This is a genomic window from Mesorhizobium sp. P2_F7, from assembly GCF_056403695.1.
Window position 1 is genome coordinate 72,788 of record NZ_JBFUFA010000005.1, and the last position, 21,326, is coordinate 94,113.

Annotated in this window: 20 protein-coding genes and 1 tRNA gene; 11 read left to right on the plus strand and 10 right to left on the minus strand. The window is 62.7% G+C overall.

Annotated elements, in window-relative coordinates; genetic code table 11:
• Positions 1 to 167: 167 nt before the first annotated feature.
• Positions 168 to 614 carry an iron-sulfur cluster assembly scaffold protein gene (locus AC1DZ8_RS18940; protein ID WP_477308337.1) on the minus strand — a complete coding sequence of 149 codons (447 nt, stop codon included), beginning with the start codon at positions 612 to 614 and terminating at the stop codon, positions 168 to 170.
• Positions 615 to 855: 241 nt separating this feature from the next.
• Here AC1DZ8_RS18940 and folE point away from each other — a divergent pair, with 241 nt between their 5' ends.
• The 3 genes from folE (at position 856) to AC1DZ8_RS18955 (ending at position 3,042) form a co-directional block, all read left to right on the plus strand.
• Positions 856 to 1,491, plus strand: coding sequence for a GTP cyclohydrolase I FolE (gene folE / locus AC1DZ8_RS18945; protein ID WP_454574164.1), 636 nt, complete (start codon positions 856 to 858; stop codon positions 1,489 to 1,491).
• A 36-nt stretch (positions 1,492 to 1,527) separates the two neighbouring features.
• Positions 1,528 to 1,986, plus strand: coding sequence for a phosphoribosyl-AMP cyclohydrolase (gene hisI, locus AC1DZ8_RS18950; protein WP_477308334.1), 459 nt, complete (start codon positions 1,528 to 1,530; stop codon positions 1,984 to 1,986).
• An 84-nt stretch (positions 1,987 to 2,070) separates the two neighbouring features.
• Entirely contained in the window at positions 2,071 to 3,042 is a 972-nt protein-coding gene (locus AC1DZ8_RS18955; protein WP_477308333.1) for a patatin family protein, read from the plus strand.
• A 139-nt stretch (positions 3,043 to 3,181) separates the two neighbouring features.
• Here AC1DZ8_RS18955 and AC1DZ8_RS18960 read toward each other — a convergent pair whose 3' ends face one another.
• The 6 genes from AC1DZ8_RS18960 to AC1DZ8_RS18985 form a co-directional block, all read right to left on the minus strand.
• Positions 3,182 to 4,417, minus strand: coding sequence for a DUF6895 family protein (locus AC1DZ8_RS18960; protein WP_477308331.1), 1,236 nt, complete (start codon positions 4,415 to 4,417; stop codon positions 3,182 to 3,184).
• 544 nt (positions 4,418 to 4,961) lie between these two features.
• Positions 4,962 to 6,746 carry a single-stranded-DNA-specific exonuclease RecJ gene (recJ, locus tag AC1DZ8_RS18965; RefSeq protein WP_477308329.1) on the minus strand — a complete coding sequence of 595 codons (1,785 nt, stop codon included), beginning with the start codon at positions 6,744 to 6,746 and terminating at the stop codon, positions 4,962 to 4,964.
• Positions 6,747 to 6,806: 60 nt separating this feature from the next.
• Positions 6,807 to 7,790 carry a class II fructose-bisphosphatase gene (glpX, locus tag AC1DZ8_RS18970; RefSeq protein ID WP_477401421.1) on the minus strand — a complete coding sequence of 328 codons (984 nt, stop codon included), beginning with the start codon at positions 7,788 to 7,790 and terminating at the stop codon, positions 6,807 to 6,809.
• Between the two features lie 142 nt (positions 7,791 to 7,932).
• The gene (locus tag AC1DZ8_RS18975) at positions 7,933 to 9,246 is read right to left on the minus strand and encodes a homoserine dehydrogenase (protein ID WP_477308325.1); all 1,314 of its coding nucleotides are present in this window, start codon (positions 9,244 to 9,246) and stop codon (positions 7,933 to 7,935) included.
• Positions 9,247 to 9,396: 150 nt separating this feature from the next.
• Entirely contained in the window at positions 9,397 to 10,614 is a 1,218-nt protein-coding gene (locus AC1DZ8_RS18980; protein WP_023681615.1) for an LL-diaminopimelate aminotransferase, read from the minus strand.
• 75 nt (positions 10,615 to 10,689) lie between these two features.
• A complete protein-coding gene (locus tag AC1DZ8_RS18985; protein ID WP_477401423.1) occupies positions 10,690 to 11,100 on the minus strand; it encodes a hypothetical protein in 411 nt (136 codons plus the stop codon).
• Positions 11,101 to 11,197: 97 nt separating this feature from the next.
• Here AC1DZ8_RS18985 and phaC point away from each other — a divergent pair, with 97 nt between their 5' ends.
• The 4 genes from phaC to AC1DZ8_RS19005 all read left to right on the plus strand — a co-directional run bounded on the left by phaC (position 11,198) and on the right by AC1DZ8_RS19005 (position 15,551).
• On the plus strand, positions 11,198 to 13,033 hold the full coding sequence (gene phaC, locus AC1DZ8_RS18990; protein WP_477308321.1) for a class I poly(R)-hydroxyalkanoic acid synthase: 1,836 nt from the start codon (positions 11,198 to 11,200) through the stop codon (positions 13,031 to 13,033).
• Between the two features lie 360 nt (positions 13,034 to 13,393).
• The gene (locus AC1DZ8_RS18995) at positions 13,394 to 14,524 is read left to right on the plus strand and encodes a YcbK family protein (protein ID WP_477401532.1); all 1,131 of its coding nucleotides are present in this window, start codon (positions 13,394 to 13,396) and stop codon (positions 14,522 to 14,524) included.
• Positions 14,525 to 14,989: 465 nt separating this feature from the next.
• Positions 14,990 to 15,064 (plus strand) — tRNA-Glu (locus AC1DZ8_RS19000).
• Between the two features lie 154 nt (positions 15,065 to 15,218).
• Positions 15,219 to 15,551 (plus strand): GcrA family cell cycle regulator, encoded by a 333-nt coding sequence (locus AC1DZ8_RS19005; RefSeq protein ID WP_477308319.1) that lies wholly within the window; start codon positions 15,219 to 15,221, stop codon positions 15,549 to 15,551.
• 65 nt (positions 15,552 to 15,616) lie between these two features.
• On the opposite strand, the gene AC1DZ8_RS19010 is transcribed toward AC1DZ8_RS19005, so the two are convergent.
• Positions 15,617 to 15,904: a recombinase family protein gene (locus AC1DZ8_RS19010; RefSeq protein WP_477401425.1), complete on the minus strand. Its 288-nt coding sequence runs from the start codon at positions 15,902 to 15,904 to the stop codon at positions 15,617 to 15,619.
• Between the two features lie 153 nt (positions 15,905 to 16,057).
• Here AC1DZ8_RS19010 and AC1DZ8_RS19015 point away from each other — a divergent pair, with 153 nt between their 5' ends.
• Positions 16,058 to 16,732 (plus strand): peroxiredoxin-like family protein, encoded by a 675-nt coding sequence (locus AC1DZ8_RS19015; RefSeq protein ID WP_477308315.1) that lies wholly within the window; start codon positions 16,058 to 16,060, stop codon positions 16,730 to 16,732.
• Between the two features lie 209 nt (positions 16,733 to 16,941).
• Here the strand turns inward: AC1DZ8_RS19015 and AC1DZ8_RS19020 are convergent, their stop codons facing one another.
• Positions 16,942 to 17,235: a hypothetical protein gene (locus AC1DZ8_RS19020; RefSeq protein WP_477308313.1), complete on the minus strand. Its 294-nt coding sequence runs from the start codon at positions 17,233 to 17,235 to the stop codon at positions 16,942 to 16,944.
• 72 nt (positions 17,236 to 17,307) lie between these two features.
• Positions 17,308 to 18,207 (minus strand): LysR substrate-binding domain-containing protein, encoded by a 900-nt coding sequence (locus AC1DZ8_RS19025; protein ID WP_477308311.1) that lies wholly within the window; start codon positions 18,205 to 18,207, stop codon positions 17,308 to 17,310.
• Positions 18,208 to 18,302: 95 nt separating this feature from the next.
• Between AC1DZ8_RS19025 and AC1DZ8_RS19030 the strand changes: the two genes are divergently transcribed.
• From AC1DZ8_RS19030 to aguB, 3 genes are read left to right on the plus strand one after another with little or no spacing between them, the layout of a single operon-like run.
• On the plus strand, positions 18,303 to 19,325 hold the full coding sequence (locus AC1DZ8_RS19030) for an agmatine deiminase family protein (protein ID WP_477308309.1): 1,023 nt from the start codon (positions 18,303 to 18,305) through the stop codon (positions 19,323 to 19,325).
• Between the two features lie 53 nt (positions 19,326 to 19,378).
• A complete protein-coding gene (locus AC1DZ8_RS19035; RefSeq protein WP_477308307.1) occupies positions 19,379 to 20,419 on the plus strand; it encodes an agmatine deiminase family protein in 1,041 nt (346 codons plus the stop codon).
• Between the two features lie 8 nt (positions 20,420 to 20,427).
• A complete protein-coding gene (aguB, locus tag AC1DZ8_RS19040) occupies positions 20,428 to 21,318 on the plus strand; it encodes an N-carbamoylputrescine amidase (protein ID WP_477308305.1) in 891 nt (296 codons plus the stop codon).
• Positions 21,319 to 21,326: the final 8 nt, after the last annotated feature.

Below are 21,326 nucleotides of genomic sequence, written 5' to 3' on the forward strand. Positions count from 1 at the left end.
AGCAGCCAGCCAGTTTGTCAGAAAGGTAGGCGGCAGCCTTCTGCTTCGAAGCGCTTTCTGCTCCTGCCGCATAACCGCTCGTCACCAGCGAAACCGCAAGGCCCAGTGCCACCGTCAACCAATGCAAGCGGTTCCTCCATCATGGCCGGCGCGAAACCGGCGCTATATCAGGCTGCTTCTTCGGCGCGCTTCTTCTCGATCTGGCCGATGGCATCGACGACCGCGTCGAAGGTCAGCATGGTCGAGGCATGGCGCGCCTTGTAGTCGCGCACCGGCTCCAGGTATTTCAAATCGGCAAACCGGCCTTCTGGCGGCGCGCCGTTTTCCCTCAGCATCTTCAGCATGGTGTCGCGCACCGAGCGCAATTCATCGGCGCTGGCGCCGATGACATGCTGGGCCATGATCGAGGACGACGCCTGGCCGAGCGCGCAGGCTTTTACGTCATGGGCGAAATCGGTGACGACGCCATCGTCCATCTTGAGGTCGACGGTTACCGTCGAGCCGCACAATTTGGAATGCGCGCGTGCCGTCGCATCCGGATGATCGAGCCGGCCGATGCGTGCGATGTTTCCGGCAAAACCCAGAATTTTCGCATTGTAGACGTCGTCAATCATATTTTTCCAATCCGTCGCCGCCAAGCGAACAGCGATTGCCGCTATGGCGTCTTTCATTCGCTGGGCACGACCATATATAATGCTGGCAGTCGGGTATCGACAAGGCAACGCAAAGCCGCCGTCCTTGCCCATTTCGTTCACGCCGCTTGCGGGCTGGAAACAGGGCGAGTTTTCAGCACCCGAAAGGTCGTGGTCCGTTCAACTCGTTCCTCCTGAGAGAGGAACTACGGGAGACGCCTTTATGGATGCCGTCATCAAGAAAATCATGCCCCCCTCCGACTATCTGGACAAGCCGGTCACCGACAGGCCGAGCGAGGCCGAGGTCGAGGCCGCCGTGCGCACGCTGTTGCGCTGGACCGGCGACAATCCGAACCGCGAAGGGCTGATCGACACGCCCAAGCGTGTCACCAAGGCCTTCCTCGAAATGTTCAACGGCTACGACATGTGCCCGGCCGAGGAACTTGGCCGCACTTTCGAGGAAGTCGCCGGCTATGACGATCTCGTCATCGTCAGGGACATCCAGTTCCATTCGCATTGCGAGCACCACATGGTGCCGATCATCGGCAAGGCGCATGTCGGCTATCTGCCGGACGGCAAGGTCGTCGGCCTGTCCAAGATCGCCCGCGTCGTCGATATCTTCGCCCATCGCCTGCAGACGCAGGAAGCGATGACCGCGCAGATCGCCGGCGTCATCCAGGATGTGCTCAATCCGCGCGGCGTCGCCGTCATGATCGAGGCTGAGCACATGTGCATGGCCATGCGCGGCATCCGCAAGCAGGGCTCCACCACGCTGACCTCGACCTTCACCGGCGTGTTCAAGGACACGCCTGAGGAACAGGTCCGTTTCGTCACCATGGTGCGCGGCCTCGGGGTGTAAGCCCCCTTGCCGGCATCGCTAGATCAAGGACCGGCGATGTCGGCACTAACATTTCCCAAGGCTCCATCGGACAAGAAGGCTCTCGAAGAAGGCGCGGTGTTTTCACCGCGCTTTGATGCCGGCGGTCTCGTCACCGTCGTCGTCACCGATGCCGAAGATGGCATGCTGCTGATGGTCGCGCACATGAACACCGAGGCTCTGGGGCTGACGCTGGAAACCGGCATCGCCCACTACTGGTCGCGCTCGCGCAACGCACTTTGGAAAAAGGGCGAAACCTCAGGCAATTTTCAGCATGTCGTCGAGATGCGGACCGACTGCGACCAGGACGCTTTGTGGCTTCGCGTGAAAGTGTTGGGCCACGACGCAACCTGTCACACAGGCCGGCGTTCATGCTTTTATCGGACGGTGGGGATCAACGACGGCAAGGCAACGCTTGCCGACGATGGCAGTACGCCGCTGTTCGATGCGGAAAAAACGTACCGGAAGCCTGCGTGAACCATTCAACAGTCGCAAACCACTCATATTCACTATTTTCAAACGTCCGTCCTGTAGAACGGGCTTGGGACATGGGAGATCATGATGCTCGAATGGGCGTCATTGCGTAGCAGACCAGACGTGCGGGAGGCCAATGGCCCCTCATCGTCCGGCGGCGTGCCTGACCCGCAACCTGCGGGCAAGACAGGCATTTCGCTCGCACTGGGCGGCGGCTGCGCCCGCGGCTGGGCGCATATCGGCGTGCTGCGCGCACTCGATGAAGCCGGCATCGAAGTCTCGATGATCGCCGGCACCTCGATCGGCGCGCTGGTCGGCGGCTGCTACCTCGCCGGCAAGCTGGACCAGCTCGAGGAGTTCGCCCGCAGCCTGACCAAGCGCCGCATCTTCGGCCTGCTCGATCTCAATCTGCGCGGCAGCGGCCTGTTCGGCGGCATGAAGCTGGATGCCAGACTGCGCGAGCACATGGCCGGCATCCGTTTCGAAGACCTGACAAAGCCTTTCGTCGCCGTTGGCGCCGAAATCCGCACCGGCCATGAAATCTGGCTGTCGAGCGGCTCGCTGATCACCGGCATGCGCGCCTCCTATGCGCTGCCCGGCGTGTTCGAACCGGTGAATTGCAACGGCCGCGTGCTGGTCGACGGCGCGCTGGTCAACCCGGTGCCGGTTTCGGTCTGCCGTGCCTACGAGCAGCAGCTGGTCGTCGCGGTCAACCTTCACTACGATCTGTTCGGCCGCGCCGCCGTCATCAAGCACAGCGCCGGAGAACTGCTCATTGAGAAGGACGCGCCGCGGCCCGGCCAGGCCGACCCCGACCACCAGGCGCACCAGACGCGTCTCGGCATCACCGGCGTCATGGTCGAGGCCTTCAACATCATCCAGGACCGCATTTCGCGCGCGAGGCTGGCCGGCGATCCCCCCGACATGTCGCTGCAGCCCAAGCTCAGCCATATCGGCCTGACCGAATTCCACCGCGCCGACGAGGCGATCAGCCTCGGCTACCAGGCGACGATGGCGCAGATCAGCGAATTGAAGCGGCTGCAGACGGTTCTCGCCTAAGCCAATCCGGCGACATCAGGCCTTTGCCGCATCGGTGATGCGAAACTGCACCGTGCGGTTACCGTTCCAGTAATTGCCCGACAGCGAGCCGGCGACATGGATCGTCTTGCCGAAGAGACAACGAATCGAGACAAACGCACTAATTTGACTGTGTGTCGCTGCATACGGAAAGTCGCCGAAGGAGCTCGGCTGTCTGTGCACAGACAAGGGTATTGGCGATGCCATGCCGGGAGGCCGTTTCGAGCAAGTTGGCAGCGCCCACCACATTGTGGTTTCGAGTCGTCTCCAACAGCGCGATGTCCAGCAAAAATGGCGCCAAGGCTCGCTGTTCAGACAGATCGAGCTTCTGGAACGTCGACTGCCAAGGCGTATCCACGACCCGGATCGCGCTGAAAAGCTCTTCAATCAAAATCGCCGGCGCGAGCTCGCCGACAATGCTGGACGGCGGCGCATTGCCAGGGCGCAACGACAGCGCACAAAGCATGCCCATGACGTAGGCTGTGTGATATGAGGCGGCGATTGCGTACTTGGTTCTCTCGTTGCCCTCGAGGTGGCCGAACTTCTCCGGAACTCCGTTGCCAGCGGGTAGAAACCCAAATCGATCTTCAAGTTCCGCCAACACACGCAACCCGAACGCGGCCGCAGGAGACCAAGGCGCTGCGACAAGAGGCCAGATCATCAGCGTTTCCGCAGCGAGGTCAAAGTCTTCGACAAGAAGACTTCGCGCAAGTAACCCTTCCGATTCCCCAATAATTTGCAATCGATCGCGAGGCAATTGGCGATTGGCATATCCGAAATCTGTGAAATACATGAAGGTGTGAGTGTAGGCGTAAGCATCCTCGCGGCTGCCCCACAATAGGTCGAGGGAGTTGTTCATCACAGAGTTCACAGCGATAAGATCGAACTCTGGACCCGGGGGCGTCTGGCTCCACAATGATCGAAGCCACAGTCCTTCCAGTACGCGATGGGGTACTACTTCCCTGCCCCGATGTGCCAAGGCTTCAGCGCTCAAGGCCAGCAGGCAATCGAAGCGTGCGTCTTTAAGTCCGAGTTGGGTAAGCAAGATGTGCGGCATCCCCAACTGAAAGCAAATAGTCGGGTACAGTGCGATTGCAAATGCCGTGCGATCCGCTCTCGCCAGCAGTGCCAGGTCACGTAAAAGCTCATCGACTTGGCTGTCCAGCCGCGCCAACCCTGTGACTGCGCGAGCCGCGTACAGAAACATCGCGGTTTCGGCAAGCGGCTTGTCGGGACCGAAGCTGTCTTCGAGCGCCGCCTCGTCGCGGTAACCGTCTGAACCGAGAGCGCCAATTGCCCGCTTCGCAATCTTTAACGCGAGCGACAACCGGCGCTCTAGATCATCCCGACTCAACATGGAATGTCCGGGCGTTTACTCACATGCTTCGCAGCAGAAGTCGCGGCGAGAGAGCATGCCCTGTGCCAGATTCGAAGTTCCGACCTCAGCCGATAACCTCTGCGGCGATTCCACGCCCACTGAGTTTCTTTTCCAGGCCGTCATTTATTGGGCCGATGTTAAAACAGGCAAGAATGTTGTAGTGACCAAAGCGGACCCCATAGTCCCCACTGCTAGATGCAGCAATGCTGGCCCCGTGCTCGGCTACAAATTTTCCCAACGCGCCGAAGTCGATAGCCTTGGAAGAAATAAACTTTGATACAATTTATTCATGTCTGATTACAGGCATTTCTAACCTCCATCAAAACAAACAAATAGATCAGCATTCGCGTCCAAAATTCTACGCTCGCGAACCGAGAGAGTCTAGGGCTTCCAACATGTTCTGCCATTTTTACTTCTTAATCGATGCCTTGAATCATAGTTAACAGCCGCGACTACAAACAGGCGGTAGATGACAACTGTCTGTACTACTAATGCGTGTCACCAAAATTTGTAGGCGGACACGTCAGGCCTTGGCCGCATCGGTGATGCGGAACTGCACCGTGCGGTTGCCGTTCCAGTAATTGCCCGAAAGCGAGCCGGCGACATGGATCGTCTTGCCGCGGTTCTTGAACAGGAATTCGCCGAGCGCGGTATCGACCGCGCGAAAGGCGATCGCCTGGATGCGGCCGCCGCTATCGGACTGCAAATCGGCGCGGATGTGGTTGGTGCCGACTGCCCGCGCGTCGGCCAGCCGGTGGCGCGGCAGCGCGAACACCGGCGCGACATGGCCGGCGCCGAACGGACCGGCCTTTTCCAGTGCATCGAGCAGGGCAAGCGTAGCGCCTTCGGCGGCGAGCGCACCGTCAATGGCCAGGCTTTCCTCGTCCTGCAGCCGGAACACTTCGGCCGCCGCGCGCTCCTCGAAAAAGGCCCGGAGTTCACCGAGCTTGGCGCGTTCGACCGTGATGCCGGCCGCCATGCCATGGCCGCCGCCCTTGACGATCAGCCCGGCATCGGCCGCTTCGCGCACCAGTCGTCCGAGGTCGAAGCCCGACACGGAACGGCCAGAGCCGGTGCCGATGCCATTTGAATTGAAGGCAATGGCGAAGGCCGGCCGCCGCGCATGGTCCTTCAGCCGCGACGCAATCAGCCCGACAATGCCCGGATGCCAGCTGGTGCTGGCGGTGACGATGACGGCCGGGCCACTGCCGCCGGCAAGCTCGGCATCGGCCTCGGCGCGCGCCGCGGCCAGCATCTCCAGCTCCATCTGCTGGCGTTCCTGGTTGAGCCGGTCGAGCGTCTCGGCGATGGTGCCGGCCTCGACCGGATCGTCGGTGGCGAGCAGCCGGCTGCCCAGCGCTGCATCGCCGATGCGGCCGCCGGCATTGATGCGCGGCCCGATCAGATAGGCGAGATGAAAGGTGCTGATCGGCTCGCCGATGCGCGACACCCGCGCCAGTGCGGCCAGCCCCTCATTCTTCTGCTGACGCGCCATCTGCAGGCCCTTGACCACAAAGGCGCGGTTGACGTCGATCAGCGGCACCACGTCGCAAACGGTGGCAAGCGCGGCGAGATCAAGCAGCGAAAGCAGGTCCGGCTGCGCGGCGTCGGGCAAGCGGCTGCGCAGGATTCGCGCCGTCTGCACCAGGGCAAGGAAGACGACGCCGGCCGCGCACAGATGGCCTTGCCCCGACAGATCATCCTCGCGATTGGGATTGACGACCGCGATCGCCTCCGGCAGCACACCGCCGACCTGATGGTGGTCGAGCACCACGACATCGGCGCCGGCCGCCTTGGCCGCATCGATGGAGACAGCGCTGTTGGTGCCGCAATCGACGGTGACGATCAGCGTCGCGCCACGCGAGACCAGCTCGCGCATCGCCTCCGGATTGGGGCCATAGCCCTCGAAGATGCGGTCGGGAATATAGATTTCAGACGGCACCGAGAAATGCGTCAGGAAGCGCTTGAGCAGCGCCGACGAGGCGGCGCCGTCGACATCGTAGTCGCCGAAGATCGCCACCTTTTCCTCGGCCATGACTGCGTCGGCGATACGAGCGGCGGCCTTGTCCATGTCGGTCAGCGAGGCCGGGTCGGGCAACAGGTCGCGGATCGTCGGATCGAGGAAGCGCTCGGCCTTGTCGGCGGTGACGCCGCGCCCGGCCAAGACGCGCGCGACAATGTCGGGCACGCCATGTCCCTGCGCGATCGCAAGCGCCGTCATGTCCTGCCGTTCGCTCAACCGGTGTTCCCAGGAAACACCGGTTGCGGACTGCCTGACATCGAGGAAGAGGCGGTTGTCGCCCGTCATATGACGCGTCGTCTGCAGATTGTCATTTCAGGCAATATGCGACGGCTAAACAGGAAAGTCTCAAAACTTTTCCAGATCCTGGTGACGCGCCTTGATCTCGCGCACGGTGCGCGACGAGGAGCGCAGCACGATGGTGTGCGTGGTGATGGAATTGCTGCCGAACTTGACGCCGGCCAGCATGTTGCCGTCGGTGACGCCGGTCGCCGCGAACAGCACATCGCCGCGCGCCATTTCCTCGGCGCGATAGACCCGCTTCGGCTCGACAATGCCCATCTTGGCCGCGCGCGCCACCTTTTCCTGTGTGTCGAGGATCAGCCGGCCCTGCATCTGGCCGCCGGTGCAGCGCAGTGCTGCCGCCGCCAGCACGCCTTCCGGCGCACCCCCGGTGCCGAGATAGATGTCGATGCCGGTCTCTTCCGGGTCGGTGGTGTGAATGACGCCGGCGACATCTCCGTCGCCGATCAGCCGGATCGCCGCGCCCATGGCGCGCACCGCTTCGATCAGCCTTTCATGGCGCGGTCGATCGAGGATGCAGGCGGTGATTTCGGATACCGCGACGCCCTTGGCCTTGGCCAGGCTGGCGATGTTTTCGGCCGGCGAGGCGTCGATATCGATGACGCCTTCGGCATAGCCCGGACCGATGGCGATCTTGTCCATGTAGACGTCGGGGGCAAACAAAAGGCTGCCCTTTTCGGCAATGGCGATGACGGCCAGCGCATTGGGCAGGTTCTTGGCGCAGATCGTCGTGCCTTCGAGCGGATCGAGCGCGATGTCGACCGCCGGTCCCTTCCCGCTGCCGACTTCCTCGCCGATATAGAGCATCGGCGCCTCGTCGCGCTCGCCCTCACCGATCACCACCGTGCCTTTGATGGCGAGGCGATTGAGTTCCTGGCGCATGGCGTCGACTGCGGCCTGGTCGGCGGCTTTTTCGTCGCCGCGCCCGCGCAATCTGGCGGCAGCGACCGCGGCACGCTCGGTGACGCGCACAACTTCCATGGTGAGTATCCGGTCGAGACCGGCGACAATGTTCTGGGCCACATTCATCGGGAGAAATCCTCGTTCACAACCCGCGTCCGCGAGGGGCGCGCTTCTTGTGTCAAAGCTCCATGACAAGGGCAAGACTTGCCGCGTCAATTTTTCGAAATCGAAGCAATATCAATCGATTAAAGAAGAAAGATGACTTTCCTTACCCCGCCCGCTCGATGCGGATGACCTGCGGCTTGTCGGTGAGATGACCGTCCTTGGTGATGCCGTCGACGGCCTTGCGCACGGCAGCTTCCGTGGTCTCGTGGGTGACCAGGATGACCGTCTTCTGCGCATCGGTTTCCGGCCCGGCCGCGTGCTGGACGATCGATTCCAGCGAAATATCGTTGTCGGCCATGCGCTTGGCGATCGCGGCAAAGACGCCAATGCGGTCATGCACGGTCAGCCGGATGAAATAGCCGCCGGCATGGCTGCGCATCTGCGCCTTCTTGTAGGGGCGCAATTCCTTCGCAGGCAGGCCGAACACCGGACCGTGCTGGAAGCCCGGCCGGCTCTTGGCGATGTCGGCGATGTCGCCGACCACGGCGGACGCGGTGGCGTTGCCACCGGCGCCGGGGCCGGAGAGCAGAAGTTCGCCCAGAATGTCGGTTTCGATGGCGACCGCGTTGGTGACGCCATGCACCTGCGCGATGACCGAGGCCGTCGGCACCATGGTCGGGTGCACGCGCTGCTCGATGCCGCTGTCGGTGCGCTGCGCGACGCCAAGCAGTTTTATCCGGTAGCCGAGGTCGCCGGCAGCGCGGATGTCGGCCTGGCTGATGTTGGAAATGCCTTCCATGTAGATATCGTTGGCGGCGATTTTCGTGCCGAAGGCCAGGCTGGTCAGGATCGACAGTTTGTGCGCGGTGTCATGGCCCTCGATGTCGAAGGTCGGGTCGGCCTCGGCATAGCCCAGCCGCTGCGCGTCCTTCAGGCACTCGTCGAACGAGATGCCCTCGGCCTCCATGCGGGTCAGTATGTAGTTGCAGGTGCCGTTGAGGATGCCGAAGACGCGGGTGACCGAATTGCCGGCCATCGCCTCGCGCATCGTCTTGATGACCGGAATACCGCCGGCCACCGCCGCCTCGTAGTTGAGCAGCACGCCCTTCTTCTCGGCGATTTCGGCAAGTGCTACGCCGTGCTTGGCTAGCAGCGCCTTGTTGGCAGTGACGACATGGCGACCGGCCTCAAGCGCTGCCTTGACCGACGAGCGCGCAGGCCCTTCATCGCCGCCTATCAGTTCGACAAAGACGTCGATGTCGGCGGTCTGCGCCATCTTGACCGGATCGTCGAACCATTTGGCGGCGGTGAGGTCAACGCCGCGATCGCGCTTGGCATCGCGGGCCGAAACGGCAGTGACGACGACGTCCCGACCGCACTGGCGCGTCAGCTCGGCCGCCTTGTCGCGCAACACGCGCGCCACCGAAGCGCCGACGGTACCGAGACCCGCAATTCCAACACGCAACGCTTCAGCCATATCCGGCGACGCCCCTCAAAACTGCTCAAATAAGATGTGCGGCGACCTTAGAGCAATTCCAGGAAAAGTGTGAAACGGTTTTCCGTCCGGAATTGCGTCAAAAACAATGAGTTAGAGCAGATCGCCGTTTCTGTGAAACGGTGAACCGCTCTAGCGGTGCGCGGCGAGCGGCACCACATTGTTCGGCTGCTTGGCGCTGGACGCCAGGAAGCGCTTGATGTTGCGTGCCGCCTGCCGGATCCGGTGCTCGTTCTCGACCAGTGCGATGCGCACGTGATCGTCGCCATGCTCGCCGAAGCCAATGCCAGGCGCCACCGCCACGTCGGCGTGCTCGATCAGGAGCTTGGAAAACTCAAGCGAGCCGAGGTGCTTGAACGGTTCCGGGATCGGCGCCCAGGCGAACATCGAGGCCGCCGGTGCGGGAATGGTCCAGCCGGCGCGGCTGAAGGCGTCGACCATGACGTCGCGGCGCTTCAGATAGACCTCGCGCACTTCGGCGATGTCGGCGCCGTCGCCATTGAGCGCGTGTGCCGCCGCGACCTGGATCGGCGTGAAGGCGCCGTAGTCGAGATAGGACTTGACCCGGGTCAGCGCCGAGATCAGCCGCTCATTGCCGACGGCAAAGCCCATCCGCCAGCCCGGCATGGAGAAGGTCTTCGACATCGAGGTGAACTCGACACAGACATCGATGGCGCCCGGCACCTGCAGCACCGAAGGCGGCGGATTGCCGTCGAAATAGATCTCCGAATAGGCAAGGTCCGACAGAATGATGATGTCGTTCTTCTTGGCGAAGGCCACGACGTCCTTGTAGAAATCGAGCGAGGCGACCAGCGCCGTCGGGTTCGACGGATAGTTGAGGATCAGCGCCAGCGGCTTCGGGATCGAATGGCGGACACCGCGCTCGAGCGCCGGAATGAAGCCGTCATCCGGCTCGACCTGCAGTGAGCGGATGACGCCACCCGACATGATGAAGCCGAAAGCGTGGATCGGATAGGTCGGGTTGGGGCACAGGATCACGTCGCCGGGCGCGGTGATCGCCTGCGCCATGTTGGCGAAGCCTTCCTTCGAACCGAGCGTGGCCACAACTTGCGTGTCGGGATTGAGCTTCACGCCGAAGCGGCGCTGATAGTAGGCGGCCTGGGCGCGGCGCAGGCCGGGAATGCCGCGCGAGGAGGAATAGCGATGCGTGCGCGGATCGCGCACCACTTCGCACAATTTGTCGACGATCGCCTTCGGCGTCGGCAGGTCAGGATTGCCCATGCCAAGGTCGATAATGTCGGCGCCGCGCGAACGGGCACTGGCCTTCAGCCGGTTGACCTGCTCGAACACGTAAGGCGGAAGCCGGCGGACCTTGTGAAATTCTTCCATGTCAGTTCCAGACGATTAGAATTGGCTTTGGCTAAGCGCCTTTGGCAAAGGCGGCTTTCGGCGCGCCATATAGCTCTATTTGCAGGTAGGGTCGAGGGCGGGATCGCATTTGGCCTCGATCTGCTTCAGCGTGTCCTTGCCATGGTTCTTCGCCAGCGAGTTCAGGGCCGCCGGGCTGGTGGAAGGGACACCGCCGCCGCCCTTGCCCGCCTGCGCCTGCTGTTCGCCCTTCAACTGGGCAAGCTTGGCCTGGGTCTCCTCAGGGGTGAGCTGCTTTGCCGCCACCTGCGGCGGGATGTTGAGATTGGGATAGGAGCCGGTGTCCTGCGGGCCCTGGGTCAGGCCGGTATTCATCCCGTTGCCGGTGTTGGCGCTCGTGCAGCCGCCTGCTGCCAACAGCCCTGGCGCCAGAAAAGCTGTCGCAACAGCGATGCGGCAAAAGCGGCCTGCCCCCGAAAAAATGGTCTTGCCGGTGTTAATCGTCATATTGTTTTCCTGGCAGCCGGGGTACAGCGCATTGGACCCGGTCAGATGTCCCATGATAATATGTCAAGAAAACGCCTCGGGAGGAACCCCGCGAGCCATGTCCAAAACACCTGATTCGAGCAAAGCGGAAGATGATCAATCTTCGACCGTCGAGCAATATCTGGTGAAAGACCCGGAACGCTTCGCGTTGAACATGGCGCGCATGGTCGAACAGGCCGGCAAGGCGGCCTCCGCCTGGGCCGAGCCGCGCGAAAAGGGCGAGGTGCGCGATCACGTCGCCGAGCCCGTGGTCGACATGGTCAAAACCTTCTCCAAGCTCAGCGAATACTGGCTGGCCGATCCGCAGCGCGCGCTCGAAGCGCAGACGCGGCTGTTCGCCGGCTACATGACCGTCTGGGGCAACGCCATCCAGCGCATCAGTCCGAATGCCGAGGCGCCCGACGATGCGGTCAAGCCCGAGCGCGGCGACAAACGTTTTCAAGACCCCGAATGGGGCCGCAATGCTTTCTTCGATTTTCTCAAACAGGCCTATCTCGTCACCTCGCGCTGGGCGGCTGACCTGGTCGAGCACGCCGAAGGCCTCGACGACCACACTCGCCACAAGGCGAGCTTCTACGTCAAGCAGGTGTCCAACGCCATCTCGCCGTCGAACTTCATCCTGACCAATCCGGAGCTGTTTCGCGAAACCGTCGCCTCGAATGGTGAAAACCTGGTGCGCGGCATGAAGATGCTGGCCGAGGACATCGCCGCCGGCAAGGGCGACCTGAAACTGAGACAGGCCGACTATTCGCCCTTCGAGATCGGCAAGAACGTTGCCATGTCACCCGGCAAGGTGGTCGGGCGCAGCGATGTCGCCGAGATCATCCAGTACGATCCGACGACCGAGACCGTGCTCAAGCGCCCGCTGCTGATCTGCCCGCCATGGATCAACAAATACTACATCCTCGATCTCAACCCGCAGAAATCCTTCATCCGCTGGGCGATCGAGCAGGGCCACACCGTCTTCGTCATTTCCTGGATCAACCCCGACGAGCGCCACGGCGCCAAGGGTTGGGAGGCCTATATCCGGGAAGGCCTGCAATACGGCCTCGATACGATCGAGAAGGCGACCGGCGAGAAGGAGGTCAACGCCATCGGCTACTGCGTCGGCGGCACGCTTTTGGCGGCAGCCCTCGCGCTCTTGGCGCAGGAAGGCGACAACCGCATCAAGTCGGCGACCTTCTTCACCACGCAGGTCGACTTCACCCATGCCGGTGACCTGAAAGTGTTCGTCGACGAGGACCAGGTGGCGGCGGTCGAGAAGTCGATGAATGAGAAGGGCTATCTCGACGGCACCAAGATGGCGACAGCCTTCAACATGCTGCGCTCGGGCGACCTGATCTGGCCCTATGTCATCAACAATTACATGCGCGGCAAGGATCCCCTGCCCTTCGATCTGCTCTACTGGAACGCCGATTCCACCCGCATGGCGGCGGCCAACCATTCCTTCTATCTGCGCAACTGCTATCTCGAGAACAATCTGACGCGCGGCGTGATGCAGCTCGCCGGCCGCATTGTGTCGCTGGCCGACGTCACCATCCCGGTCTACAATCTGGCGTCGAAGGAAGATCACATCGCGCCGGCGCTGTCCGTGTTCCTCGGCTCGCAATACTTCGGCGGCGACGTCGAGTATGTGATGGCCGGCTCCGGCCACATCGCCGGTGTCGTCAATCCGCCGGCAGCCAAGAAGTACCAGTACTGGACCGGCGGCAAGCCGGTGGGCGATTTTGGCCAATGGTTCGCTAATGCAGTGGAGCATCCCGGCTCCTGGTGGACGCACTGGCAGCACTGGATCGAGACCCAGGAAGACACCCTCGTTCCGGCCCGCAAACCGGGCAAGCATATGAAAACCCTGGGAGATGCCCCCGGCACCTATGTCAAGGTGCGAGTGTAACGGCCGGCACCTTTTGCAGGTGCCTGTGTGTAACGGAATGTAATGTCTGGTGAGTTGACGGGCCGGCAAAACGGGGCGAAATGGTGTCGTCAACCATCAAGTAGCCTCAATTCGCCTCCAACGAGCGATTAATTCAGAGGCTTGCAGAATTGACACAAGTCTCGTTTCCGGTTTGGGAACACAAGGTTATTGGACGTGAACGCTTCGACGCCGCACCAATAGCAGGCCGACCGGACACCGAGGGGGAATTTAGTTTTGAAATCAGTAGGATCGCGTCTCGCGGGGAGAGAGGGTCGCACCATAGCGGCAGCGCTTTTCTCCGTGCTTCTGGCGTCCTGCACCTCGGCCGGCGACCCGACAATGTCGGTCGGCATGCCCGGCTACAACGCCACCGCTTCTGACATCGCCGCGGCTTCAGGCACCAGCCCTGCGGCGCCAGGCGATTCGACCGTGCAGGTCACATCGACAGGTCCGCAGATGATGATGACGGCGGCGGGCGATGCGACGCTGCCCGAGCAGGTCGCCTATGTGCCGGTGGCCAAGCCCGGCACCAGCTTCCCAGTCACTGTTCCCGCCGGCGCCGAAACCATCGTCCGCCAGACGCCGCAGGCACTGCAGCAGCCGGCGCAGACCGCGGCCGCAACGGACGCCGTGGCACAGAAGATTGCCGCCGCCGATGCTGGCGTGACCGCGCCGAAACCGACCGCCGCAGCCCCTGCGACCAACGAGGTCTATGTGACGGCCGCCGCTCCTCAGCAGGTCGATGCGCCGAAGAAGGGCTTTCTCGCTTCGCTGTTCAGCACGGCACCAGCCTCGGCTGCACCTACTCCACTGATCAACTCCCGCTCGGGCGAACAGCCTGCGGTTGCGGCCCAGCCCAAGGCAGCGCCGGCAAAGCCGATCGTCACGCTGGCCTCGGCCAGTTCGGCCGACAAGCCGGTGCAGTTGGCCTCGCTCGGCGACGACAGCAGCAACCACATCACCGGCAGCGATGCGCTGCCCGGCGTGCGCCAGACGGCGCTGTTCGAGATCAAGCGCAAATCCGGCATCGACGATGAAAGCGACGTCGATTTGAACGAGGACGAAGGCTCGGGTGGCAGCTATCAGGTGGCGTCGGCCGCCGGCCTCGCCCGGCTGGCACCCAACGGCCTCTTGAAGCAGAACGAAAGCGTCGACGTCGCCTGCCTGAAGCCATCGCTGGTGCGCGTGCTGAAGACGATTGAAGGCCACTACGGCCGCAAGATGATGGTCACCTCCGGCTACCGCGACCCGGCCCGCAACCGCCGCGCCAACGGCGCCAAGAACTCGCTGCACATGTATTGCGCCGCCGCCGACATCCAGGTTCCTGGCGTCTCCAAATGGGAGCTGGCGAGCTACATCAGGACCATGCCCGGCCGCGGCGGCGTCGGCACCTACTGCCACACCGAATCCGTCCACGTCGACGTCGGCCCCGAGCGCGACTGGAACTGGCGCTGCCGCCGGCGGGGGTAACCCTCTCCAAACGGCAGACGGACTGTCGGCAGCTCGTCGTTTCCTTCCGGCCAGCTATCAACAACATTGTTCCTTCCGGCTATCAACAACGTTCGAGATTGGCCGAGGCACCCGCGACTTCGTCATCCTTGGGCGTAGCGACGCGAAGCGGCGCGCAGACCCAAGGATCCATGCCGTTACATTTGCCAGGAAGTGCAGCGGAGCAGAATCTGCACCGCAGCTGCGCCTTGACGTGGCGGCATGGATTCTCGGGTCTGCGTCGCTATGCTACTTGCTTCGCCCGTGGATGACGACCGTGAGGAGCGTTCAGGCTAATCTCCGGAGATGCGCGATCGTCGGAGCCTAGAAAGCCGCGCTGGCTCAACGAAACGGCAGTTTTCGCCCCTCCTGAAAAAAGTTGTTGCATCTGGCTGCTGATGGGTTGCCGGTTGGCAACAACGCAATTATAAGCCGCTTCGTCTGAGCGCGCCCATCGTCTAGCGGTTAGGACACCGCCCTTTCACGGCGGTAACAGGGGTTCGATTCCCCTTGGGCGTACCAGTTCTTTCAACGACTTGATTGTGACCTAATGTCTGCGGACCCGATAAGGGACCCGAAATGCACCTCCGCGTCGGCGCAGGTGTGGCCTTAAGTCGCAAACTATTGGCTTCAAAAACCGGGCGTCGGGCTTCATTGACGGTACGACGAGCACCATATGGTGATCCAAAGCCCTCCAAATCGAGAGAAGCTCGCCCGACGGGTCGCACTGCGGCTGTCAGCCAGCAATGGCTATGAACCAAGGAACCTGAAAACCATGCCCGAAAAAGTCAGACTAACTCCGAGAGACGTTCCCCTCATTCAGCTCGGCGTCCATCAGTGCCGCTTCCCGGTGAGCGAAGACCCGTCAGTACCTGGCGGCTACCGTTTTTGTGCAGGGGCAACTTCGCCGGATCGTGTCTACTGCGATCACCACCATACCATTGTGACCGCCGTCGACCCTCGTCGAGCCCGTCCGGGTCTCCAAATCCCCCAACGGCGCGCCGCCTAGGTTAAGAGGCCCGCAAGCCAGCCCCTGCCCCCGCCGCAGACCAAGCGGGGGGCGGGCGCAGTAGGTTACCAGCGCGAACTGAGCGGTGTCCGCGTTGCGAGCTCTGCGACTTCCTGTTGCAACTCTGCAAGCAGGTCGCGGGCAAAGCGGGAGGCAGTCTCGACGAGAATGGTGCGCACGCCATTGGACAGCAGCCGCTCCAACATTGCGGAAAAACCAGGACGCGCTGTAATCCCGTCGGCACCGCTCACCGCCGCGTCGCAATAGCCTTCGACGATCTCATAGCCGTTTGAACCGGCAAACGCCCCGATCGCCTCGCCTGGCGCGCCTCTCGCTGTCTTTGTCGGCCCCAACGTTGGCGACGGACGAGGTGCGAAGATAGGCCACTGCCCGGAAATCAATCGGAAAGTGCCGACACTAAGGTAGCGCCCCAACGTCCGCCATTTCTGTGCTATAATGCACCGCCGCGCTTCCCTTACTGGATTGACCCGCGAGGAGGATCAAGCATGTCCGACCGCGCCGACGTAGGTCCTCTGCAACCGGGCGAACGAGCGCCCAATTTCGTACTCGACGCGATTACTCGCGAGGGCAAGGTAGCTATCGACGATTTCCGCGGCGAGAAGCCAGTGCTGGTTGGGCTGTATCGAGGTCTGCATTGTCCGTTTTGCGGGCGTCATATCGCGACGGTTTCGCTGCTCACACCAGCCCTTAACGCAAAGGGCATCGAAAGCCTCACGGTGGTGAACACGCCCATCGAGCGGGCGCGCCTTTATCTCCGGTACCATCCCATGGTTGGTTTGCTTGCTGCATCCGATCCGGAGCGCGTTTCGCACCGCGCCTTTGGATTGCCCAATATGCAAATAACTGAGGGCGAGAGCGCATTGCCGCATAAGGTCTCAGTGAACGATCTGAAGGCGATGCGGCTCAACGTGCCGGGCGAAATGCCTGAGCCGATGGATCCGTTTGCCACGCTCGAATATCTGAACAAAAAAGACAATTACGACATCACTGAAGCGGACCAGCAAATGATGGCGACCGGCGTGGGCCAGCTCATGGGCCAGTTCCTGCTCGACCGCAACGGCGTCGTTCGCTGGACGTTCTCCGAGGTTTTCGATGGCGGGTTGGGCGCCCACCCGAACTCTGAGGCGATGATGTCGGTCGCGTCGCATATTGGTCAGTAGCGGCGCAGAGCGCTGAGCGAATGCACGGATAGCAAGTGTTATGCAACCCGTTGGTTCGAGCTGGGGTTGACGCGCTCGGCGCGACGCGTTTCACCCGCTCGTCGATGCTGATTTGGCTATCGGTGGTGGGCGTCCGGAACGGCTTCCTGATCGTGCTGTTGATCTCTGCCTTGTCAACGACAAGGCCCAGCAGGCACTGGCGGCTCCGATCAGTTCGGAACCAGTGGCGACGCCTCTTCGCACCGATAAACCCTGCACTGGCCGTCACTGGCCGGCACATACCTAGCCTTCGGCACGGCAGGAGCATCACACTCATTGCCGAATTGGCGGACATAGCGGTCATAGGTGTTTGGTCCGGTGGACAGCACAGCGGCATGCTGACTCTGGATCAGCGCCTGGGTCTGCGCGCACGTCATTTTGCGCGTGTCAGGCCGGGCGTCGGCGAAATTTGTAGCGGCAATGACGATCGCTGCCGAGCAAAACACAATCTGGCGTATGGGCATGGTGGCATCCTGGCGAAAAAATCGTGCCGCCAAACTCGCACCTTGTGACCCGGTTCCGCAACCTTCGGCCTGTCACGATGCAGCGAGCGAGGCCGTCTGCGCCTGCCCGCGCAACCACTCCCACGTTCCCCGCACATCGACATCCCGAAGCCGATCCTGCGTGGAAATTGCGTACCATCCGCGACCGGTGTCCAAGACCTGCTCGAATGGCTGCACGAGCGCCCCTGAAGCAAGCGCCGGCACCGCCAAAAACAGGCTACCCAGCGCCACGCCCTGGCCGTGCTCGGCGGCGGCGAGCGCCAAGTCGCTGTCGCTGAAATTGCTGCCGTGCCAGGTGCCGTTCGGCTCCACGCCGGCGCTGCGCAGCCAGTCCGCCCAGCCGGTCGGGCGCTCGTCATGGATGAGCGGAACGCCGAGCAGGCCGGCGGGTGTGTGGAGCGTGCTGGCCAGATCTCTTGTTGCGACGGGAGACAGAAAATCCCTGGCGATCAGCAGGCTTTCGCAGCCTTCCGGCGGCGCATCGGCGTAGACGATGGCGAGGTCGAGTTCCATGGTTTCGAAATCGACAGGCGCGCCACTGGTATCCAGCCATGGCTCGCAGGCCGGCACCGCCGCGCGCAACGCCGGCAAGCGACTGAGCAGCCAGCGTCGGCTGAAATCGCGCGGCGCGTAGATCACGACGCTGCCGGGCTTTCGGTAGGGCTCCAGCCGCCGGTACCCCTCCTCCAGAAGGTCGAGGCAGCGGCGCACGGTGCGCTGATAGTCGCGGCCGGCATCGGTCAGCCGCACCTCGCGGCCGAAGCGCATGAACAAAGGCTGGCCGATATGACCTTCGAGCAGGCGCATCTGGTGGCTGATCGCCGACTGGGAGAGGCCGAGTTCCTCGGCGGCGCGGCTGAAGCTTTCCAGGCGCGATGCCGCTTCGAACCCTTTCAGGAACTGCGTCGGCGGAATGTGCCGAAACTTTACCATTCATGAATTCCATTCACTGAAAGCAGGAACCCTTCTCAGTTGTACGGCGGCCGATGCCGATTAACAATGAGTTCGATACATGAATGGAGAGTTTGATGAACGCCATCGAATGGCCGGCGCAGCATTTGAAGATCCGCCGTCCGGCGGAGTTCGAGCCGCATGCCAGGACATGGATGGCCTGGCCGCACCGGCACGACATGTATGGCGACACGCTCCCTGCCGTGCAAAAGGCCTATGCCGATGTCGCCCATTCCATCGCTGAGTTCGAGCCGGTCACCATGGTGGCGCATCCCGACCATGCCGGCGGCGCCCGCGCCCAGCTTGGCAATGGCATCGAGGTGGTCGAAATTCCGATCGACGATTGCTGGATCCGCGATTCCGGCCCGACCTTCCTGAAGCTGGCCGATGGCGGCCTGGCCGGCGTGTCGTGGCGCTTCAACGCCTGGGGCCGAAAGCATGAGCCCTATGACCAGGACAACGCGCTGGCCGAACGGCTGCTCGCGCGGGAAGAAGCCCACATCCTGCGTTCCTTCCTGCATTGCGAAGGCGGCTCGCTGACCACCGACGGTCAAGGCACGCTGATCGCGACCGAAACCAGCCTGCTCCATTCCAACCGCAATCCCGGCATCTCCAAGGCCTGGGTGGAGAAGGAATTGTTGCGCATGCTCGGCCTGGAAAAGGTGGTGTGGCTTCCCGGCGATCCGCTGGATCTGGAGACCGACGGCCATGTCGACGGCATGTGCTGCTTCGTCAAGCCCGGCGTGGTGATGTTCGAATTCAATCCCGATCCGTCCGACCTGCATGGCCGCATCCTTGCCGACAATCTTGCCGCCCTTGCCGGCCAGACCGACGCGCGCGGCCGCAGTTTCGAGGTTATCCCCATTCCCGAGGCCTATGACGTCGAGGCGACAAGTGCTGTGTTCGCACGCTCCTACATCAATTTCGCGCTCGCCAATGGCGGCGTCGTCATGCCTAGCTTCGGGCGTCCGTCCGGCGAGGAAGCCGTGGCAGCAGTGGCCCGCGCCTTCCCGGACCGCCGCATCGTTACCGTCGATGTCGGCGCCGTCGTGCCGGCGGGCGGCGCCATCCACTGCATCACCCAGGAACAGCCGGTGTGAGGACATCATGGACACGACGTCACGCCATCATAGCAGCAGCGGGGTGGGCACTCATGCCTGAGATCGCGATCAAGAAAGCCAGGGCCGAAGACTGGAAGGTCACCGTGCCGTCCGAGAGCGAGCCGCATGCCAGGACCTGGATGGCCTGGCCGAGCACGCCGGCGGTCTATGGCGGACCGGGCGCCTATTACGAGAGCGTGCAGGAAACACTGGGCCGGCTGGCCGCGGCGATTGCTCAGAACGAGCCGGTGGCAATGGCCGCTGCAGCATCCGAACATCAACTGGCGGCAAGGCTGTGCGGGCCAAAGGTCGAGCTCGTCGACATCGCCACCGACGACATGTGGATGCGCGATTCCGGCCCGGTGTTCTTGCGTGCCGAGGACGGCGCCGTTGTTGCCGTCGACTTCCGTTTCAATGGCTGGGGCGACAAGCAGGCGCATGCCAGCGATGCCGGAATCGCCGGCAAGGTTGCTGAGCATCTCGGCGTGATCCGCCATATTGCCGCGATCCGCGGCGAAGGCGGCGGCATAGAATATGACGGCGACGGAACCTTGCTTTTGGCCGAAAGCTGCTGGGTCAACGACAACCGCAATCCGGGCGTCTCGCGCGCCGACATCGAACGGCATCTGAAGTCGATCCTCGGCGTCGAAACGGTGATTTGGATCCCGGGTGTGCGCGGCCTCGACATCACCGACGGGCACATCGACGGCTCGCTGCGCTTCGTCAAACCGGGCCTGCTCGTCGCCAGCAGTGTGGCCGGCGACACCTCCGAGTGGGGCCGCTCCCACGCCGAAGCACTTGCCATCCTGGCGAAGGCCAGGGACGCACGCGGGCGCGGCTTCGAAGTGGTGTCCATCCCCGCCGCCACCGATGTGCGCCCAACCAGCGACGATTTTTTGACCAGCTATGCCAACTACTACATCGGCAACGGCGCGCTCTACACGCCGCAATTCGGCGACAGCAAGGCCGATGCTTTGGCGAAGGAAACGCTTGGCCGGCTGCACCCGGACCGCCGCATCGTCCAGCTCGACATGGACCGCATCTACGAAAATGGCGGCGGCATCCATTGCGTCACCCAACAGCAGCCCTTGTGAGGTGAACCATGCGCCAGTTGATTGCTGCCGCTGTCCAGATCGCTTGCACCGATGAGGTCGAGAGCAACCTCGACAGGCTGGAGCGTCATGTCCGCGAAGCCGCACGGCGCGGCGCCGGGCTCATCGTACTGCAGGAGCTGTTCGAAGGCGTCTACTTCTGCATGGACGAGGATGTCAGGCACAATGTCCGTGCCCTCCCCCTCGACGGCCACAGGACCATCACTCGGATGGCGGCGCTGGCGCGCGAAACCGGCGTCGTCCTGCCGGTTTCGCTGTTCGAGCGCGACGGCTCGCGACGGTACAACACGCTGGTCATGATCGACGCCGACGGCAAGGTGCTTGGCCACTACCGCAAGAGCCATATTCCGAACAGTCCGGGCTATTCCGAAAAGCTTTACTTCGCCGATGGCGACACCGGCTTCCGCGTCTTCGAAACCGCCGCCGGCAAGATCGGCGCCGGCATCTGCTGGGACCAGTGGTTTCCCGAGGCAGCCCGCTCCATGGTGCTGATGGGCGCCGAGGTGCTGATCTACCCGACGGCCATCGGCTCGGAGCCATCGTTTCGCGGCTGGGATTCGCGCGACCATTGGCAACGCGTCATGCAGGGCCATGCCGGCGCCAATTTGACCCCGGTCATCGCCGCCAACCGGGTCGGCGTCGAGACCGGTGAAGCAAACGAGATCGTCTTCTACGGCTCGTCCTTTATTGCCGATCACACCGGCGCCAAGCTCGCCGAGGCCGACCGCGTCTCCGACAGCGTGATCACGGCAGCGCTCGACCTCGACGAGATCGCGGCGGCAAGGCGCAGCTGGGGCGTGTTCCGCGACCGGCGCCCCGATCTCTACGGCGTGCTGCTGGAGCCGACGCCGGATCGCCTGCTTGCCAGAAATGCAGCCTGACTGAACGG

Coding starts and splice junctions, on each gene's coding strand:
- AC1DZ8_RS18940 (WP_477308337.1), bottom strand. CDS start 614: ATGATTGACGACGTCTACAATGCGAAAATTCTGGGTTTTGCCGGAAAC.
- folE (WP_454574164.1), top strand. CDS start 856: ATGGATGCCGTCATCAAGAAAATCATGCCCCCCTCCGACTATCTGGAC.
- hisI (WP_477308334.1), top strand. CDS start 1,528: ATGTCGGCACTAACATTTCCCAAGGCTCCATCGGACAAGAAGGCTCTC.
- AC1DZ8_RS18955 (WP_477308333.1), top strand. CDS start 2,071: ATGCTCGAATGGGCGTCATTGCGTAGCAGACCAGACGTGCGGGAGGCC.
- AC1DZ8_RS18960 (WP_477308331.1), bottom strand. CDS start 4,417: ATGTTGAGTCGGGATGATCTAGAGCGCCGGTTGTCGCTCGCGTTAAAG.
- recJ (WP_477308329.1), bottom strand. CDS start 6,746: ATGACGGGCGACAACCGCCTCTTCCTCGATGTCAGGCAGTCCGCAACC.
- glpX (WP_477401421.1), bottom strand. CDS start 7,790: ATGAATGTGGCCCAGAACATTGTCGCCGGTCTCGACCGGATACTCACC.
- AC1DZ8_RS18975 (WP_477308325.1), bottom strand. CDS start 9,246: ATGGCTGAAGCGTTGCGTGTTGGAATTGCGGGTCTCGGTACCGTCGGC.
- AC1DZ8_RS18980 (WP_023681615.1), bottom strand. CDS start 10,614: ATGGAAGAATTTCACAAGGTCCGCCGGCTTCCGCCTTACGTGTTCGAG.
- AC1DZ8_RS18985 (WP_477401423.1), bottom strand. CDS start 11,100: ATGACGATTAACACCGGCAAGACCATTTTTTCGGGGGCAGGCCGCTTT.
- phaC (WP_477308321.1), top strand. CDS start 11,198: ATGTCCAAAACACCTGATTCGAGCAAAGCGGAAGATGATCAATCTTCG.
- AC1DZ8_RS18995 (WP_477401532.1), top strand. CDS start 13,394: ATGTCGGTCGGCATGCCCGGCTACAACGCCACCGCTTCTGACATCGCC.
- AC1DZ8_RS19005 (WP_477308319.1), top strand. CDS start 15,219: ATGGTGATCCAAAGCCCTCCAAATCGAGAGAAGCTCGCCCGACGGGTC.
- AC1DZ8_RS19015 (WP_477308315.1), top strand. CDS start 16,058: ATGTCCGACCGCGCCGACGTAGGTCCTCTGCAACCGGGCGAACGAGCG.
- AC1DZ8_RS19020 (WP_477308313.1), bottom strand. CDS start 17,235: ATGCCCATACGCCAGATTGTGTTTTGCTCGGCAGCGATCGTCATTGCC.
- AC1DZ8_RS19025 (WP_477308311.1), bottom strand. CDS start 18,207: ATGGTAAAGTTTCGGCACATTCCGCCGACGCAGTTCCTGAAAGGGTTC.
- AC1DZ8_RS19030 (WP_477308309.1), top strand. CDS start 18,303: ATGAACGCCATCGAATGGCCGGCGCAGCATTTGAAGATCCGCCGTCCG.
- AC1DZ8_RS19035 (WP_477308307.1), top strand. CDS start 19,379: ATGCCTGAGATCGCGATCAAGAAAGCCAGGGCCGAAGACTGGAAGGTC.
- aguB (WP_477308305.1), top strand. CDS start 20,428: ATGCGCCAGTTGATTGCTGCCGCTGTCCAGATCGCTTGCACCGATGAG.